Source organism: Janthinobacterium salmonicoloratum (genome assembly GCF_051380845.1).
Taxonomy (GTDB): domain Bacteria; phylum Pseudomonadota; class Gammaproteobacteria; order Burkholderiales; family Burkholderiaceae_D; genus Janthinobacterium; species Janthinobacterium lividum_F.
This window is the reverse complement of the sequence record NZ_JBNYXV010000002.1, coordinates 81,707-96,516: the sequence shown is the minus strand read 5'-3', so window position 1 is coordinate 96,516 and position 14,810 is coordinate 81,707. Positions and strand designations below refer to the sequence as shown.

Below are 14,810 nucleotides of genomic sequence, written 5' to 3'. Positions count from 1 at the left end.
CGTGATCAATGTTCGTGGCCGGCAGAATCTTTGCCCAGCTCGGACTTCAGCACAAAGCTGCCTTGCGCCGCGTACGGCGTGCCGGCGGCCAGGCCCTGCTTGATATGCGTCAACTTGCCATCGCTGCGGCCCAGCACCACGGGCGTGGCCTGGTAGCCATCCTTGACTTGCACGAAAACGACGGGCTTGTCTTCCACCGTCTGGATGGCCGTGCTTTGCACCGTGACGGGCGCGTCCGCTTCGCCGGACACCACTTCCACCGTGACGAACAGGCCCGGGCGCCAGGCCATGTCCGGGTTCAGCAAGCTGATGCGTGCCTTGGCCGTGCGCGTCTGCTCGCCCAGCAAGGCGCCCACATAGGTGATCGTGCCTTGCGCGCTGGCATCAAAAGCGCTGGCTTTCACCTCCGCCTTGCCTCCCATGCGCACGGTGGCAAGGTCTTTCGCCGGCACGGCGATTTCCGCCCACACGGTCGACAGGTCGGAAATGACGAAGATGTTCGCGTCTTCCTTGACGGCTTCGCCCAGGGTGATATGTTTTTCCAGCACCATGCCGTCGAACGGCGCGCGGATGTCGTAGCGGTTCAGCGGCCCCTTGCTGGCCCCACTGGCGCCCAGTGCGCTGAGCTTTTGCTGCGCGTTCTGCACGGCGATTTCCGCCTCACGCCACGTTTGCTGCGCCTGCAGATAATCTTGCTCGGCAGAAATTTTCTCGCGCCACAGTTTTTCTTCGCGCTCATACGTGGACCGGGCCAGCGATAAACGCCGCTGCGCTGATAGCAGTGCGCTGCGCTGTTCCGACAGTTCCGTGCTGGCAATGACGGCCAGCACTTGTCCCTTTTTCACCAGCTGGCCCAGGTCCGCCTGCACGGCTTCTACCACGCCGGCCAGGCGCGGCACGACGTGGGCCGTGCGGTCTTCGTTGAAACGGATTTCTCCGGGCAGGGCGACTGTCGTCTTGACGCGGCCGGGCGCGGCCGTGGCGATGGCGACGCCGGCCGCGCGGCTTTGCGCAGCCGTCAATTCCAGATGGCCTTCCACTTCTTCGTGGCCATGTTCGTCTTTCTTTTCAGCATGTGCTTCCGCCTTGACGGCAGGGGCCGGCGGGGCGCCGGACTTGCCCGTGCCGAGGATGAGAACGGCCAGTACGATGCCGGCGGCCGCGATGGAGGCGATGGCGATCGCTTGTTTCTTGTCGAGGTTGATATTCATTGTCGGGGATTCCTTACAGGGGAGCTGGTGTGCCCAGCAGGCGCTCGATGTCGGCGGCGGCGTGCTGCGCTTCGGTCAGCGCGCGCAGGTATTGGTTTTTGGCTTGCAGCAAGGTGCGCTGGGCATCGAGCACGTCGAGGAAGGCGAACTTGCCGAACTCAAAGCCCTTGCTGGCCGCGTCGTAGGCGCTTTGCGCGCCAGGCAAGATGTCCTGGCGTAAGCTTTCCACGTCGAGCCGGGCCGTGGCCAGGCGTTCGGTGGCGGCGGCCACGTCCGTTTGCACGGCGATGCGGGCGGCGGCCAGCTCGTCGCTGGCCTTGTCGCTGCGGCGCAAGGCGTCAAGCTTGTTGCCGGCATTGCGGTCGAACAGCGGTAGCGGCAGGGCCAGGCCGATGATGGCCTGGTTGCGGCCCAGTTCTTCCGAGCGTTTCATGCCGATGCTTAGCGTGACGTCGGGCGTGGCGCGCCGCTGTTCCACGTCCAGCATGGCTTGCCGCTGGGCCAGCGCGCTGTGCGCCTGGCGCACGGCCGGCGCCTGGGCCAGGCGCGCCGCCAGTTCGCTTGCCGGCGGCAGCTCCGGCAAGGTTTCCAGGCGTCCCTCGGCGAGGGTAAAGCGGGGCGTGGCGTTGCCCCACAGGGCGGCCAGGCGCTTGCGGGCGCTGGCCAGGGTGCTGCGCGCCAGGTTCAGTTCCAGCCGCACGCTCGCCTCGGCGACCTTGGCGCGGGTTTCCTCGACAGGCGAGGCCTTGCCGGCCGTCACCCGGCGCGCCGTGATGTCGCTGGCGCGCGCGGCCAGGGCCTGTGCGCTGTCGGCTAGGCGCAAGCCTTCCTGCGCCGCCAGCACGTCGACAAAGGCGGAAGTCACGGCGGCGCGGGTTTCCGCCTGCTGCAGTGACAGGCCCGCTTGCGCCAGGTCTTCGCCGCGTTGGGCGACGGCGGCGCGCGCCCCACGCTTGCCGCCCAGTTCTATGAGTTGATTGAGCTGCACGGTGGTGCTGCGTGTGGCGCGCCGCGTGTCTTCCAGCACGGTTTGCAATTCCGGATTAGGCAAGGCGCGCGCCTGTTGCAGGGCGCCGCCTTGCGCCGCCAGTTCATGGCGGGCGGCCGACAGGGTGGCGTTGCCGCCTTCGGCCAAGGCCAGCGCGGCGGGCAAGGTCAGGGGCGCGGCGGGTTCCACGCTAGATTGCGCGTGGGCAAAGTTGCCGGCCAGTAGGCCAGCGGAAAGTAACAAGATGGTTCGGTACATCGAATTCTCCAAAAGCATGGAAAAGAATTCGACGGGACGCGCAAGCTGGCGCCCAGGTCAATCAGGCGCGTGTATTGCGATCAGTGGAATGAAACGTCCCGTCGGCCTAGATGGCCGAGGACCAGTCAGGGCGCTTGGGAACGTCCGGGATGTGGGAAGCGTAAAAGAAGGGGGAAGTGTCCGCGTTCACGGACGCCGTGTCGCCGACGGGCAGGCTGGAGCCGGCCGGCAGCCACGCATGGCCGATGCCATGGCAGACGTTGCAGTCGCTGTGCGGCTGGCCTTTTTTCTGCTGGTCCGCCACTTTTTTGTCGGCCACAGGTTTCTTGTCCGCATCAGCCTTGTGCTGGTGGTTGTGGTGGCCCAGGTGCTGCGCCGCCTTGCCTTCCTCGTGCAGGCAATACGCGCTAGCCGCTGCCCAGGACATCTGGAGCGGAAGCACGAACAGCAGCAAAATGAGGAAGAATTTTTTCATGTGTGCGCTTATTGTACAGAAAGAAGGAAGGCCGCGCCGCGCTTAGCGTGGCTGGGCACGCCACGCCTTCAGCTGCGCGGCGATGGCCTTGCCCTGGAACAACTGCGGCTCGGAATGTTCTTCCGCTTCCATGCCGCCTTCGAGGAAATCGGCAGCCTCGCGCGCCTGCACCAGCACCCTGGCCTGGTCGAACGCCTCGGCAAAGCCGGCGCTCTTCGGCAAGGCTTCCTTGAAATACGCTTCGCTGAAATACGTAAAATCGTTCTGGTCATCGCAGCCGAACGAGGTGCGGTCGCTGCGCGCGGCCGTGATGATGAGGGTGTTGTCATCTTTTAATGGCGCGATGAAGCCGCCCGCATAGCAGGCCGAGATCACGATGACTTTCCAGCGGATGCCGCTGTGCTTGAGCATGCCGGCCAGCTCCTGCGCGGGCAGGCTGTGCAAGTCCATGCCGTTTTGCGCCAGCGCCAGTTCGTGCTCGGGCGAGCCGTGGCTGGTGAGGAATAAAAACAGGATGTCGTTGGCCTTGTCCATCTTCGCGCCCAAGGCATCGAGGCTGGCGGCTATGCTGGTGCGCGTGGCCATCGGCTGCTGCGCCACCGTGTTGCGGCTGTTGACGAGCATCAGGGAGCGGCCCACGGTACCGTAATCGCGGTCGAACTGGCGCTGCACGAAAGCTGTTTCGCGGTGAAACACTTCCTGCGCGCCATCGCCGGCCACGCCCAGCAGGTAGAGATTGATCTTTTTCGTCGCGTCGCGCGGCAGTACACCGGCCAGGCTGCGCTCCAGCAAGGATTGCTGGTTGTACAGGGCCAGTTCGATATTGTCGCGCGTGAGCTTATCCAAGGCCGGGTCGTCCAACTGGCCGTCCGTCCAGTTGCCGCTGTCTTCGCGCCGGCCGTCCGCCTGCGCCACGGCGTAGCGCAGCACGCCCTTGCCGTCGAACTGCCCATTCTTGAAGCCGCCCCGGTATTCGTCACCGTCGGCCGTGCGCAGCACACCTTCGCCTTCGAATTTCCAGTCTTTCAGCTCGCCTTCGTAGTGGATGCCGTCGCTGGTGATGACCTTGGCCTTGCCTTGCAGCAGGCCCTGGACGAATTCGCCTTCGAAAATGGTGCCGTCCGTGTCGGTCAGCTTGCCGGCGCCATGCGGGCGCCAGTGTTTGAAATGGCCTTCGAAGGTGGCACCGTCGGCGCCCTGGAAGCGGCCTTGTCCCTCGAAGCTGCCCTTGACGAAGCTGCCCGCATAAATCTCGCCCTTGGGCGAGGTGTAGCGGCCGATGCCATCGAAGGCGCCCTGGCGGAAGGCGCCCGTGTATTCCACGCCGGAAGCCTGGCGCAGCTTGCCCTGGCCGGAAAACACGCCGCGCGCGAAGCCCCCTTCGTAGAAGGCGCCGCTCGCGTATTCGAGCCGGCCCTGGCCATGCATCTTGCCCGCGAGGAGGGGGCCGAAATAGCGTCCGCCATCGGCCGTTTCCGCCGCCGGCGCCTTGGCTGGCGCGGCGCACAGCGGCGGCATGCCCAGCGCGGCAAAGGCCAGCAGGCCGGCGAGGGTGTAGGGACGAAGCGAGGCGCGTAGCGTGGCAGTCATGAGGACGGTCTGGTCTGTAGGAAGAGGCCTAGTCTGCCACTGTATTGCCAGCGTGGCAAATGCGCACGTGGCGTGTGTTGCTTCGCCACAAGGCAAGATTCTGCGTTTTATGCCGTGCCAAGGCTGGGCTGAACTGATAATATTGATTTTCAGAACATATACTTGCGCAAGGTACATAGTCACCCATGGAAAGCCGTCTCAGCCGCCTGGAAGCCGTTCAAACCGTGTTGCTGGAAATCGGGCAGCGCTCGAGCACCTGCAGCGATATCAGTGAATTCCTGCAGGCGGTGCATGCGGCGCTGGGACGCATCATGTATGCGGCGAACTTTTATGTGGCGCTTAGCGACCGCGACGATGGCCTCGTGCGCTTTCCCTATTTTGTCGATGAATTCGACGCCGCACCGGACCCGGACGAGGGCGTGCGCCTGGCCAGCGCGGCGCAGTCGCCCACGGCGTGGGTCATCGTCAACCGCAAGCAACTGGTGATGACGGCCGACGATGACGCCATGCGCGCCATCAGCGGCGGTGCGTGGGGCGGCGGGACGGCGGCCGAACACTGGATCGGCTGCCCGCTGCTGGATCAGCAGCATCAGGTGCTGGGCGCCATCGTCATCCAGAGCTATGACGCGCAGCACCGCTTCAGCCTGGAAGACCAGGCCCTGTTCGCGCTGATCGCCACGCACGTGTCGAGCGCCCTGCAAGGCATGCAAAGCATGGACCGTCTGGAAAAGGCGGTGCAGGAGCGCACGGCCCTGCTGGCGCACGAGGTGGCCGAGCGGCGCCGCGCGGAGAACCTGCAGCATGCGCTGTATGAAATCGCCAACCTGTCGGCGCAGGCGGCCGACGCGACGACCCTGTATGCGCGCCTGCACGCCATCATCAGCGAGCTGGTGACGGCAAAGAATTTCCTCATCGCCCTGTATCACCCGGACAACAAGGACATCACGATCCCGTATTTCGTCGACGAGAAGGATGCGCAGGCGCCCGTGAAACGCTTTCATTACGGTATCGGCATGAGTTCGTACGTGTTGGCGCGGCGCCAGGCTTGCCTGCTCGATGCAAGCAGCTATGCGGCGCTGGTGGCCAGCGGCGAGATGGACGAGCCGCTGGGCAATGTCGGCATCGCCAGCTGGATGGGTGCGCCCATGCTGCTGGGCGAGCGCAAATATGGCGTGATCATCGTGCAAAGCTACGACACCTCAGTCATGTATGGCCAGGCGGAACTGGACGTGCTGGCCTTCATGGCCAGTCACGTGGCCGTGGCGATGGCCCGCATCCAGGCCGACAGCGCCATGCGCCAGGCCAAGGAAGCGCTGGAAGAGCAGAATGCGGCCTTGAACGGCGCCCTGAGCGCCTTGCAGGAAGCGCAGTCGGAACTGGTGCGCCAGGAAAAGCTGGCGTCCTTGGGGCGCCTGGTGGCGGGAGTGGCGCATGAAATCAATACGCCGCTGGGCATTTGCGTGACGGCCACCAGCCACCTGGTGCAGGAATTGAAACTCACGCGCGAAGACCTGGAAGGCGGCCAGCTCGATGAAGACGGCTTGCGGCAGTTTTTCGACATCATCGACCAGACCCTGCGCATCATGACGACGAATACCCAGCGCGCCGCGGCGCTGGTGCGCAGCTTCAAGCAGGTGGCCGTGGACCAGTCGTCGGACGAATTGCGCAGCTTTAACTTGCGTAAATACCTCGATGAGATCCTGCTGTCGCTGCAGCCCAAGCTCAAGGGCAAGCCGATCAAGGTGGACATCGATTGTGCGCCCGAGGTCCAGCTGCGCAGCTATCCTGGCGCCGTCTCGCAGATCGTCACGAATATGGTGGTCAATTCACTGGTGCACGGCTTTGTCGAAGGCGAGCCGGGCAAGATCAGAATCAGCGTGCGGACGGCCGGCGAGATGCTGGAGCTCGACTACAGCGACGACGGCATGGGCATGGACAGCGCCACCCTGGGCCAGCTCTTTGATCCCTTCTTTACGACGAAGCGGGGTTCCGGCGGCAGCGGCCTGGGCGCGCACATCCTGTATAACCTGGTGACGGGGCCGCTGGGCGGCACGGTGAAGGTGGTCAGCGCGCCGGGCATGGGATTGCATTACAAGATCCGGTTCCCATTAGAGCCACGTAGCTCGGATTAGCGGCGAAGCCGTGTAATCCGACCTGCGCCGCTTAATCCGGGAAACGCTGGTTCAGGGCCAAGGCTTCATCCAGATTCGCAATCAGCAACTCCACATACTGCGGGTCGAGGTGGCTGCCGCTTACTTCGCGCAAATAACTGACCACGCGCGCCAGGGGCCAGGCGTCCTTGTAGCAGCGCTTGTGCATCAGCGCGTCGAAGACGTCGGCGACGGCGGCGATGCGCGCGTATTTGTGGATGTTTTCGCCGGCCAGGCCTTGCGGGTAGCCGCTGCCGTCGTATTTTTCATGGTGCTGGTGGGCGATCACGGCGGCCGCCTTCAGCAAGGGGCGCTGCGAGCCGTCGAGGATGGACATGCCCACCGTCGGATGCTGCTTCATGATTTCCCATTCGGCCGCATCGAGCTTGCCGGGTTTCAGCAGCACGGCGTCGGGCGTGGAAATCTTGCCGATGTCATGCATGGGCGCCGCGTGGCGCAGCACCATGGTTTCCTCTTCCGACATGCCGGAGGCCTGCGCCAGCAGCTGGCACACCTCGGCCATGCGGCGCACGTGGTTGCCGCCTTCGTGCGAGCGCGATTCGACCACGTCGCCCAGGCGCAGGATCAGTTCGGCCTGGGTATCGGTGATTTCCTGCGTCAGCAGGATATTGTCGAAGGCGATCGCCACGCCGGAGCAGAATACTTCCAGCAATTGCGCGTCGAGGTCGGAAATCTCTTCCACGCCTTTGAGTACCAGCAAGGACGCCTTGCCGCTGCTGTTCGGAAAATAGCCGACGTAGGTGTCGCCGTGCAGGCGCGAGATCTTGTTGCTCTTGGCATGGTCCAGCTGCGACAGCAGGGATGGGCTGAGGATGCCGTCATCGGCTTCATGGTCGCCGATCTGCGCGAGGATTTCATAGTCCTGCTCGCCCGTGATGGCACTGGCGCCGCGCAGGCGCAGCAGCATGCTCGTTTCCAGGCGCAGCAGGGCGACGACTTGTTGCAACAGGCCGCTGGCAAAGTCGCGCAGGTTGCGCTGCTTGAAAATGTGCGCCGAGGCGGCGATGACTCTTTCCAGTCCTTCGCGGTAGTGCAGCTGGGCCTGGCGCGCCTCTTCCACCTTCATGATGTCGCGGTAGGCGCGCAGGGCGGCAAAGGTGGTGGTAAACAGCTTGGTGCGGTCCAGTTCCGTCTTTTCCTTGTAGTCGTTGATGTCGTAGTTGACGATCACCCGTTCTTCCGGCGCCTGTCCCGGCTGTCCCGTGCGCAGCACGATGCGCGTAAACTGGTTGCCCAGGTCTTCGCGCATCCAGCGCGCCACTTCCAGGCCGCTGTCTTCGCGCTCCATCACCACGTCGAGAAACACCAGCGCGATGCCTTCTTCGCGCGCCAGCACCTGCTTGGCCTCGGCGCCGCTGTACGCATGCACGAAACTCAGGGCGCGGCCTTCCAGGCGAAAGCGGCTCAGCGTCAGTTTGGTGATGTCATGGATGTCGGGTTCATCGTCGACGAGCAGGACTTTCCAGGGAGGTAACTTGGGCGATGCTGAAGACAAAAATGACATAAGGGCGAGTTCCGCTAAAAGGCATAACTGACGCAATGCTGAGACGCCTGCGCCAGGAATTCCTGTGCGCCATTACCGGCGTTGCGCGTTTTTCGGGCGCATCTTATCGATTGTAGACTGACAGCTAAGTATTAACAATATGCAAGAAAAATTGACTAAAAACATGCAACACACGTGCCAAAAAAACACTTTAAATCCATGTTGTTAACACTATCTATACTTTATCGCTTAGGCAACTATATTTTCAAGACAATACTTTGTTTTAATTAATATTGCCAATGAATCTGTAAAAAAGTCTGTGGAATTAAGCCTGGTTCGTTACGCCGTGCAAAAAAAGTAACAATGTATTAGTTTCCCTTTAGAATAAAACTCATCGCGCTATATTTGGAAGTAAAAGTGGCCGCAGCGCCATCAACATTCTTGAAAGGACTCATCATGAAAACGAAAACGACGCGTACCTTCATTGCTGGTCTTGCCTTGCTGGCGAGCACTGCCGCCTGGGCGGGCACGGAAGTCCATTTCACCAAGCCAGAACAATTCTCGGATGTGTCTTTTGATCAGACGGAGCGTGAGAGGGTGCTCAAGGACTTGGCGGCGCATTTCGAGAAACTGGGAGAGTCGCTCAAGCCTGGGCTAAGTCTGAAGATCGAGGTGACGGATCTGGACATGGCTGGCCGTGAAAATCCCGCCATGCGCTCCACGCAGGATTTCCGCGTGATGACCGGCGGGGCCGATTGGCCGCGCATGCGCCTGCACTATGTGCTGGAGCAAGATGGCAAGGTCATCGGCAACTCCGATGCGGCCCTGTCCGATATGTCCTATCTGACGCGCATCAATCGCTATGCGAGCGGTGACAAGCTGCGCTATGAAAAACAGATGATCGATGACTGGTTCTCGAGCACGTTCGGCACGCAAGTGAAGCGTCCGGCACGCAAATGATCTTGCCGCCGCGCGAAGCACAGTACAGGTAATCAACGCAAATAATCAACGCAAGTAAGCCTGTTCGATGCGCGCCAGCTGGCCGTTCTGCCGCATGGCAAGCAAGGCCGCATTCATCTTGTCGATGAAATCGGCCTTGTAGCCGGGCGTGTTGCGCGCGCTGTAGGCGATATAGGTGGGTTCGGACGACAGTTCCAGCACTTCGTGCAATTGAAAGCCGTAACTGGTCAATTCGCCTTGCAGTTGGCGCGCCGTGTGGCGGGCTGCGCCGCGGTCGCTGGCGTAGCAATCGATGCGCCGCAAGGCCAGTTTTTTCAGATTCGCTTCATTGCCCTTGGCCGCTTCCAGGCGCAGCAGTCCTTCGCGGGCTGGCGCCATTAGTTTTTCCGAGAGTAAAAATCCTGTATTGACGCCGATGGTCAGGCCCGCAAAGTCGGCGGGAAACCGCGTGCGCGGCGTGCGCATGACGGCCTCATGGCAAAACAGGACCACTGATTCGCGGTACAGCATGGCCGAATACGGTTGCACGTACGAGCGTTCCGTTTTGCGTCCGGGCGGAAACAGGCCAAAAACCTGGCCCTTTTCCAGCGCGTCGAGCCCCCGTTTCCAGGGGCGGGCCTGTAGTTCCAGCCGGTAATCGGGCATCGCCCTGGCCGCCAGGCGCAGCATATCGACATACATGCCCTTGAAGACGCCGTTTTCCACATAGCTGTACGGTGCATAGTCGTCGTCGCCGTACAGGATGACGGTTTGCGGCGCGGCATGGCCGATGCCGGGTGCCGCCATCGCGCAGGTAGCGGCCAGCAGGCAGGCGCCGGCGCGGCGCAGGTCAATTTTGCATATCATCCTGATAAGCATACAGGATGATGGCCAGAATGTACCGCGCTTCAGTCGATCCAGTTCACCTGTGGGAACTTGCTGCCGAAATCTTCCGCCATGGGAACGACCTGGCTGAGCTTATAGTTGAAAAACACAAAGCCGGACTTGGCCATGGCGATCAGTGTGTTGTCGCGCGGGCGCGTGATGCGGAAGGTGATGTCGCCGCCATACTTGTTGAAATCCATGACGCCCACTTCGAACAGCAACTGGTCGCGCGCATGGGCTTCGGCGCGGTAGGTGGTGGCCAGGTCGGTGACGATGATGCCGGTGCCGTCCGCTTCGATGTCGCGCACGCCATATTCGAACAGGAAGCGGGCGCGGGCCTCGGAAATCATGGAAATCATGGAATCGTTGCCGAGATGGTTGCCGGCGTTGATGTCCGTCGTGCGTACCGTCAGTTGCGAGGAATAGCAGTACTGGTCTTCAGGAAATTCAAGTTTCAAACGGGCCATGGTGTTCTCTTGGGCTAGGGCGCAGGGCGCGGCGGAAATGTCAATTCTAGCCGGTTCCCTGCGCCCCGTCGAAAAACGCCGCCTCAGGTGTGCGCCGCCACGACTGCCTGCGCATGCTTATTTACGTACAATCTGGTACACCTTGCCCGTGCCGCTCAGCATGTACAGCTCGTTTTGTGCATCCTGGCCAAACGACAGGATATTGCCCACGTTGGTGATGCCCCAGTCCGTCACGGCCGAGGCCGTGCCATTGCTGTAGCTGAAACTTTTCAGCCAGCCGCTGCAGTAGTCGGAATACAGGTACTGCCCCGCCAGTTCCGGCAGGGCCGTGCCCCGGTACACATAGCCGCCCGTGATCGAGCAGCCACCGGCCGCATCGTGGCCGTATTCGATGGCGGGCAGGACCAGTCCCGCCTGGTTGCAGCTGGCGCTGTTATAGCAGTGCGACCCCTCCATGATGTTCCAGCCATAGTTGTTGCCCGCCTGGCCCACGGGACGCACATCGACTTCTTCCCAGTTGGCCTGGCCCACGTCGGCGAGGTACAGCAGTTGGGCCGGTACGTCGAAGGCGTAGCGCCACGGGTTGCGCAAGCCGTAGGCCCAGATTTCAGGGCGCCCGCCTGCCGTGGCAAATGGATTGCCGGGTGGAATGGCGTACGGCTGGGCTACCGTGTTGGCGTTGACGTCCAGGCGCAGCAGCTTGCCCAGCAGGACGTTGGTATTTTGCGCGTTGCCGGGCGGGTCGCCCCCGCTGCCGCCATCGCCCGTGCCCGCATACAGATAGCCATCCGGGCCAAAGCTGAGCAAGCCGCCATTGTGGTTGCTGAACGTGGAATGGGGAAGCGTGAGGATGGCCAGCGCGGACAGGGGATCGGCCACGTTGGCGTTGCCAGCGGACACTTGCCGGCGCTCGATGACGATATCGCCGGCCAGGTTGGTGTAGTAAATGAAGAAATAGCCATTGCTGGCGTACTGGGGATGGAAGGCCAGCGACAGCAAGCCCCGTTCGCCGCTGGTGGTGGTCAGGGTACTGATATCGAGGAAGGGCGTGGCCAGCAGGTTGCCGTTCTGCACCACGCGGATGCGCCCGGCCCGTTCGACAATGAACAAACGGCTGTCGCCGGGCGGCGCCGTGAGGAAGATGGGGGCGCTCAAGCCGCTGGCCACTTCCTGCAGGCGCAGGGCCAGCGGCGTGGTCGCCGCATAGGTGACGCTGGCGCTGGCCGTCGCCCCCGCATTGACTTGCACCTGCTGCGTGACGGGCGTGGGTGCCAGCGTTCCCGTGCCTTGCGCCACGCTGGCGGCGCTGAGCGTGTAGACACCGGGCGCCAGGTCTGTGAGCGTGCTGCTCGCCGTCAGCAGCTTGCTGTAGGACGCAGGTCCGCTGAGCGTGACGGCGCCCGCTACGCCGGCCGGCAAGCCGCCGATGCTGACTGTCAGGCTGCCCGTGGCGGCGCCGGGCGGGTGGTGGCCGCTCCCGCCGCCACAGGATGACAGCAGGGCCAGGCAGCATGCCAGTAGCAGGGCCAGCCAGGTATTCGGAGGTCGGGAAAATAAATGGCGCATGTCAGTCTCCTGCGGGAACGACGAAATGGCGAGTCAGTGCGGGCGAGTCGGTGCGATGCATCAAGGGAATGCTGTTGCGTCAAGAATGCGCGTTTTGGTGCTGGCACGATTGCGCTTGCGCAAGCGTACGCCTCACATGGGTCACGCTTCCGTGCGCTGCTGCACGGTCCGACGCCATCGGACAAATGCGCCGCGTTTTCAGACAAGCGCGCGGCCCGCTGCGCCACCGCGCCCGCTGGCGCCCGATAATGGCGCATCTGAAACCGAGCAGGAAGAAACCCTCATGAAAACCAAAGCCGCGATTGCCTGGAAGGCGGGCGCCCCGCTGACCATCGAAGAAGTCGACCTGGCCGGCCCGCGCGCCGGCGAAGTGCTGGTCGAGCTGAAAGCCACGGGCATTTGCCATACCGATTACTACACCTTGTCCGGTGCCGACCCGGAAGGCATCTTCCCTGCCATCCTTGGCCATGAAGGCGCCGGCATCGTCGTCGACGTGGGCCCGGGCGTGACGACCCTGAAAAAGGATGACCACGTCATTCCCCTGTACACGCCGGAATGCCGCCAGTGCAAGTTCTGCCTGTCGCAAAAGACGAACCTGTGCCAGGCCATCCGCTCGACGCAGGGCCGCGGCCTGATGCCGGACGCCACCAGCCGCTTCTCGCTGAATGGCCAGCCGCTGTTCCACTACATGGGCACGTCCACCTTTTCGAATTACATCGTCGTGCCGGAAATCGCGCTGGCGAAGATACGCTCCGACGCGCCCTTCGACAAGGTTTGCTACATCGGCTGCGGCGTGACGACGGGCGTGGGTGCCGTCTTGTTCTCGGCCAAGGTCGAAGCGGGCGCCAACGTGGTCGTGTTCGGCCTGGGCGGTATCGGCCTGAACGTGATCCAGGCGGCGAAAATGGTCGGCGCCGATAAAATCATCGGCGTCGATATCAACCCGGCGCGCCAGGCCATCGCGCGCAAGTTCGGCATGACGCATTTCATCAACCCGAACGAGGTGGAGAACGTCGTCGATGCCATCGTGCAATTGACGGACGGCGGCGCCGACTACAGTTTCGAATGCGTCGGCAACACGACTTTGATGCGCCAGGCGCTCGAGTGCACGCACAAGGGCTGGGGCAAGTCCTTCATCATCGGCGTGGCGGCGGCCGGGCAGGAAATCTCCACGCGTCCGTTCCAGCTGGTGACGGGGCGCGAATGGCGCGGTTCGGCTTTCGGCGGCGCGCGGGGCCGTACGGACGTGCCGAAAATCGTCGACTGGTATATGGAAGGCAAGCTCAACATTGACGACCTGATCACGCACCGCCTGAAGCTGGAAGACATCAACCAGGGCTTCGACCTGATGAAGAGCGGCGAGTCGATCCGTTCTGTGGTGCTGTATTAATCTTCTTGTATTGATCGCATCGTAATGTACTCATTGCGCAACACTTGACGGACGGGGCAGGGCGGCAGGCTGTACTTCGCCGCCTGCCCCTGCTAGTGTGAAGACATCCGCCTTGCTTTGGGAGCCGTTCATGTTTGCCACTGCCTACCTCGCCACGTTGCGCCGCATGCTGCCCGTCTTCCTTGGCGCGGCCCTGTCTTCCCTGCTGGCTTTGTGGTGGAGCAATGCCGCCAGCCTGGCCACGCCCGCCATCTGGCTGGCGCTGCTGGCCACGTATTTGCTATGTGCACTACTGTTTACGCCGCTGGCCCGGCAGAGCCGCCAGCTAGCCACGCGCCACGTGCGTCACGGCAAGCCGCGCTGATCTTCCTGCGCCTAGCGCGCCGTGCTGGAAAAGCGCTCGCGGTAGTCGCGCGGCGTGATGGCGAGTTTTTTTTGAAACAGGCGGCGCAGCCTGTCCTCGCTGTGCAAGCCTGCCTGCGCGGCCACCTGTTTTAGAGAAGACACATTGTCTTCCAGCAAGCGGCGCGCCACTTCGAAGCGGGCCGTGTCGATGAATTCCGTGGGACTGGTGCCCGTTTCGCGCTGGAATACGCGCGTAAAATTGCGCTCGCTCATGGCCAGCCTGGCCGCCAGCAGCGGCACCGTGAGCTCTTCGGCAAGATGCTCGATGATCCAGCCCTGCAACTGGCGGATGGTCGGATGCGTCGTCATCTGGCTCGACAGGTGGACGGAAAACTGCGACTGGCCGCCTGGCCGCTTCAAATATACCACCAGGTCGCGTGCCACTTCCAGCGCGATATCGCGGCTGAAATCGTCTTCCACCAGGGCCAGGGCCAAATCGATGCCGGCCGTTACGCCGGCCGACGTCCAGAATTTCCCTTCCCGCACGAAAATCGCATCGGCATTCACCTTTATCAAGGGATAGCGCTGACGCAGGCTGTCCACGGCGCTCCAGTGCGTGGCGGCGCTCTTGCCATCGAGCACACCGGCCTCGGCCAGGAAAAAGCAGCCCGTGCACAGGGCCGCCAAGGTATCGATGCGGGGCGCGGCCTCGGCCACCCAGGCGGCGAGGGCGGGGATGTCCTGCAAGACTTGCTCGACGTGGTGGCAGCCGACGATGACGGCCAGGTCGGGCAAGCGGCTGGCATCGAGCGCCTTGCTGGCGTGCAGCGACATCAGGGTGTCCGACTCGACGGGACCGATGGCCGTCGAGGCGATGCGCACGTCGTAGCCGCCGGGCAGATTGCGCAGGCGCAAATGGGTGTTGGCGTAATCAAACACTTTCATGGCGCCGATGGCTTCGAGCGCCTTGAAGCCGGGGTAGACGATGATGTCGACGGTGCGCAGGGGGAATTCTTTGGGGCTTTGCTTGATCATGCGATAT

General features: G+C 62.7%; 13 protein-coding genes. 4 read left to right on the top strand and 9 right to left on the bottom strand.

Annotation, left to right across the window (positions count from 1 at the left end; genetic code table 11):
* Positions 1-5 precede the first annotated feature (5 nt).
* From ACQ4WY_RS13575 to ACQ4WY_RS13560, 4 genes are all read right to left on the bottom strand, one after another.
* Positions 6-1,211 (bottom strand): efflux RND transporter periplasmic adaptor subunit, encoded by a 1,206-nt coding sequence (locus tag ACQ4WY_RS13575; protein ID WP_436504572.1) that lies wholly within the window; start codon positions 1,209-1,211, stop codon positions 6-8.
* A 13-nt stretch (positions 1,212-1,224) separates the two neighbouring features.
* Positions 1,225-2,457, bottom strand: coding sequence for a TolC family protein (locus ACQ4WY_RS13570; protein ID WP_436504570.1), 1,233 nt, complete (start codon positions 2,455-2,457; stop codon positions 1,225-1,227).
* A 106-nt stretch (positions 2,458-2,563) separates the two neighbouring features.
* Positions 2,564-2,932 carry a cation efflux protein, CzcI family gene (czcI, locus tag ACQ4WY_RS13565; protein ID WP_436504568.1) on the bottom strand — a complete coding sequence of 123 codons (369 nt, stop codon included), beginning with the start codon at positions 2,930-2,932 and terminating at the stop codon, positions 2,564-2,566.
* A 42-nt stretch (positions 2,933-2,974) separates the two neighbouring features.
* The gene (locus ACQ4WY_RS13560; protein WP_436504567.1) at positions 2,975-4,522 is read right to left on the bottom strand and encodes a C13 family peptidase; all 1,548 of its coding nucleotides are present in this window, start codon (positions 4,520-4,522) and stop codon (positions 2,975-2,977) included.
* A gap of 185 nt (positions 4,523-4,707) precedes the next feature.
* Between ACQ4WY_RS13560 and ACQ4WY_RS13555 the strand changes: the two genes are divergently transcribed.
* Positions 4,708-6,654, top strand: coding sequence for a GAF domain-containing sensor histidine kinase (locus ACQ4WY_RS13555; protein WP_436504565.1), 1,947 nt, complete (start codon positions 4,708-4,710; stop codon positions 6,652-6,654).
* A 31-nt stretch (positions 6,655-6,685) separates the two neighbouring features.
* Here ACQ4WY_RS13555 and ACQ4WY_RS13550 read toward each other — a convergent pair whose 3' ends face one another.
* Complete coding sequence (locus tag ACQ4WY_RS13550) at positions 6,686-8,197, bottom strand: DUF3369 domain-containing protein (RefSeq protein WP_436504563.1); 1,512 nt, start codon at positions 8,195-8,197, stop codon at positions 6,686-6,688.
* Positions 8,198-8,632: 435 nt separating this feature from the next.
* Here ACQ4WY_RS13550 and ACQ4WY_RS13545 point away from each other — a divergent pair, with 435 nt between their 5' ends.
* Positions 8,633-9,136 (top strand): DUF3016 domain-containing protein, encoded by a 504-nt coding sequence (locus ACQ4WY_RS13545; RefSeq protein WP_436504561.1) that lies wholly within the window; start codon positions 8,633-8,635, stop codon positions 9,134-9,136.
* 45 nt (positions 9,137-9,181) lie between these two features.
* On the opposite strand, the gene ACQ4WY_RS13540 is transcribed toward ACQ4WY_RS13545, so the two are convergent.
* The 3 genes from ACQ4WY_RS13540 to ACQ4WY_RS13530 all read right to left on the bottom strand — a co-directional run bounded on the left by ACQ4WY_RS13540 (position 9,182) and on the right by ACQ4WY_RS13530 (position 12,033).
* A complete protein-coding gene (locus ACQ4WY_RS13540; protein WP_436504560.1) occupies positions 9,182-9,982 on the bottom strand; it encodes a substrate-binding periplasmic protein in 801 nt (266 codons plus the stop codon).
* A gap of 41 nt (positions 9,983-10,023) precedes the next feature.
* Positions 10,024-10,467, bottom strand: a complete 444-nt coding sequence (locus tag ACQ4WY_RS13535) for a thioesterase family protein (RefSeq protein WP_034784316.1) — start codon at positions 10,465-10,467, stop codon at positions 10,024-10,026.
* A gap of 117 nt (positions 10,468-10,584) precedes the next feature.
* Positions 10,585-12,033, bottom strand: a complete 1,449-nt coding sequence (locus tag ACQ4WY_RS13530; protein WP_436504558.1) for a PQQ-dependent sugar dehydrogenase — start codon at positions 12,031-12,033, stop codon at positions 10,585-10,587.
* A 283-nt stretch (positions 12,034-12,316) separates the two neighbouring features.
* Here ACQ4WY_RS13530 and ACQ4WY_RS13525 point away from each other — a divergent pair, with 283 nt between their 5' ends.
* Complete coding sequence (locus ACQ4WY_RS13525; protein ID WP_436504556.1) at positions 12,317-13,423, top strand: S-(hydroxymethyl)glutathione dehydrogenase/class III alcohol dehydrogenase; 1,107 nt, start codon at positions 12,317-12,319, stop codon at positions 13,421-13,423.
* Positions 13,424-13,553: 130 nt separating this feature from the next.
* Positions 13,554-13,787 (top strand): hypothetical protein, encoded by a 234-nt coding sequence (locus ACQ4WY_RS13520; RefSeq protein ID WP_034784311.1) that lies wholly within the window; start codon positions 13,554-13,556, stop codon positions 13,785-13,787.
* 11 nt (positions 13,788-13,798) lie between these two features.
* Here the strand turns inward: ACQ4WY_RS13520 and ACQ4WY_RS13515 are convergent, their stop codons facing one another.
* Entirely contained in the window at positions 13,799-14,803 is a 1,005-nt protein-coding gene (locus ACQ4WY_RS13515; protein WP_436504554.1) for a GlxA family transcriptional regulator, read from the bottom strand.
* Between the last annotated feature and the right edge of the window lie 7 nt (positions 14,804-14,810).

Bases quoted from the DNA above. Each gene is read 5' to 3' on its own strand.
- ACQ4WY_RS13515 (WP_436504554.1), bottom strand. From the start codon at position 14,803: ATGATCAAGCAAAGCCCCAAAGAATTCCCCCTGCGCACCGTCGACATC.
- ACQ4WY_RS13530 (WP_436504558.1), bottom strand. From the start codon at position 12,033: ATGCGCCATTTATTTTCCCGACCTCCGAATACCTGGCTGGCCCTGCTA.
- ACQ4WY_RS13575 (WP_436504572.1), bottom strand. From the start codon at position 1,211: ATGAATATCAACCTCGACAAGAAACAAGCGATCGCCATCGCCTCCATC.
- ACQ4WY_RS13525 (WP_436504556.1), top strand. From the start codon at position 12,317: ATGAAAACCAAAGCCGCGATTGCCTGGAAGGCGGGCGCCCCGCTGACC.
- ACQ4WY_RS13535 (WP_034784316.1), bottom strand. From the start codon at position 10,467: ATGGCCCGTTTGAAACTTGAATTTCCTGAAGACCAGTACTGCTATTCC.
- ACQ4WY_RS13570 (WP_436504570.1), bottom strand. From the start codon at position 2,457: ATGTACCGAACCATCTTGTTACTTTCCGCTGGCCTACTGGCCGGCAAC.
- ACQ4WY_RS13545 (WP_436504561.1), top strand. From the start codon at position 8,633: ATGAAAACGAAAACGACGCGTACCTTCATTGCTGGTCTTGCCTTGCTG.
- ACQ4WY_RS13550 (WP_436504563.1), bottom strand. From the start codon at position 8,197: ATGTCATTTTTGTCTTCAGCATCGCCCAAGTTACCTCCCTGGAAAGTC.
- czcI (WP_436504568.1), bottom strand. From the start codon at position 2,932: ATGAAAAAATTCTTCCTCATTTTGCTGCTGTTCGTGCTTCCGCTCCAG.
- ACQ4WY_RS13555 (WP_436504565.1), top strand. From the start codon at position 4,708: ATGGAAAGCCGTCTCAGCCGCCTGGAAGCCGTTCAAACCGTGTTGCTG.
- ACQ4WY_RS13560 (WP_436504567.1), bottom strand. From the start codon at position 4,522: ATGACTGCCACGCTACGCGCCTCGCTTCGTCCCTACACCCTCGCCGGC.
- ACQ4WY_RS13540 (WP_436504560.1), bottom strand. From the start codon at position 9,982: ATGATATGCAAAATTGACCTGCGCCGCGCCGGCGCCTGCCTGCTGGCC.
- ACQ4WY_RS13520 (WP_034784311.1), top strand. From the start codon at position 13,554: ATGTTTGCCACTGCCTACCTCGCCACGTTGCGCCGCATGCTGCCCGTC.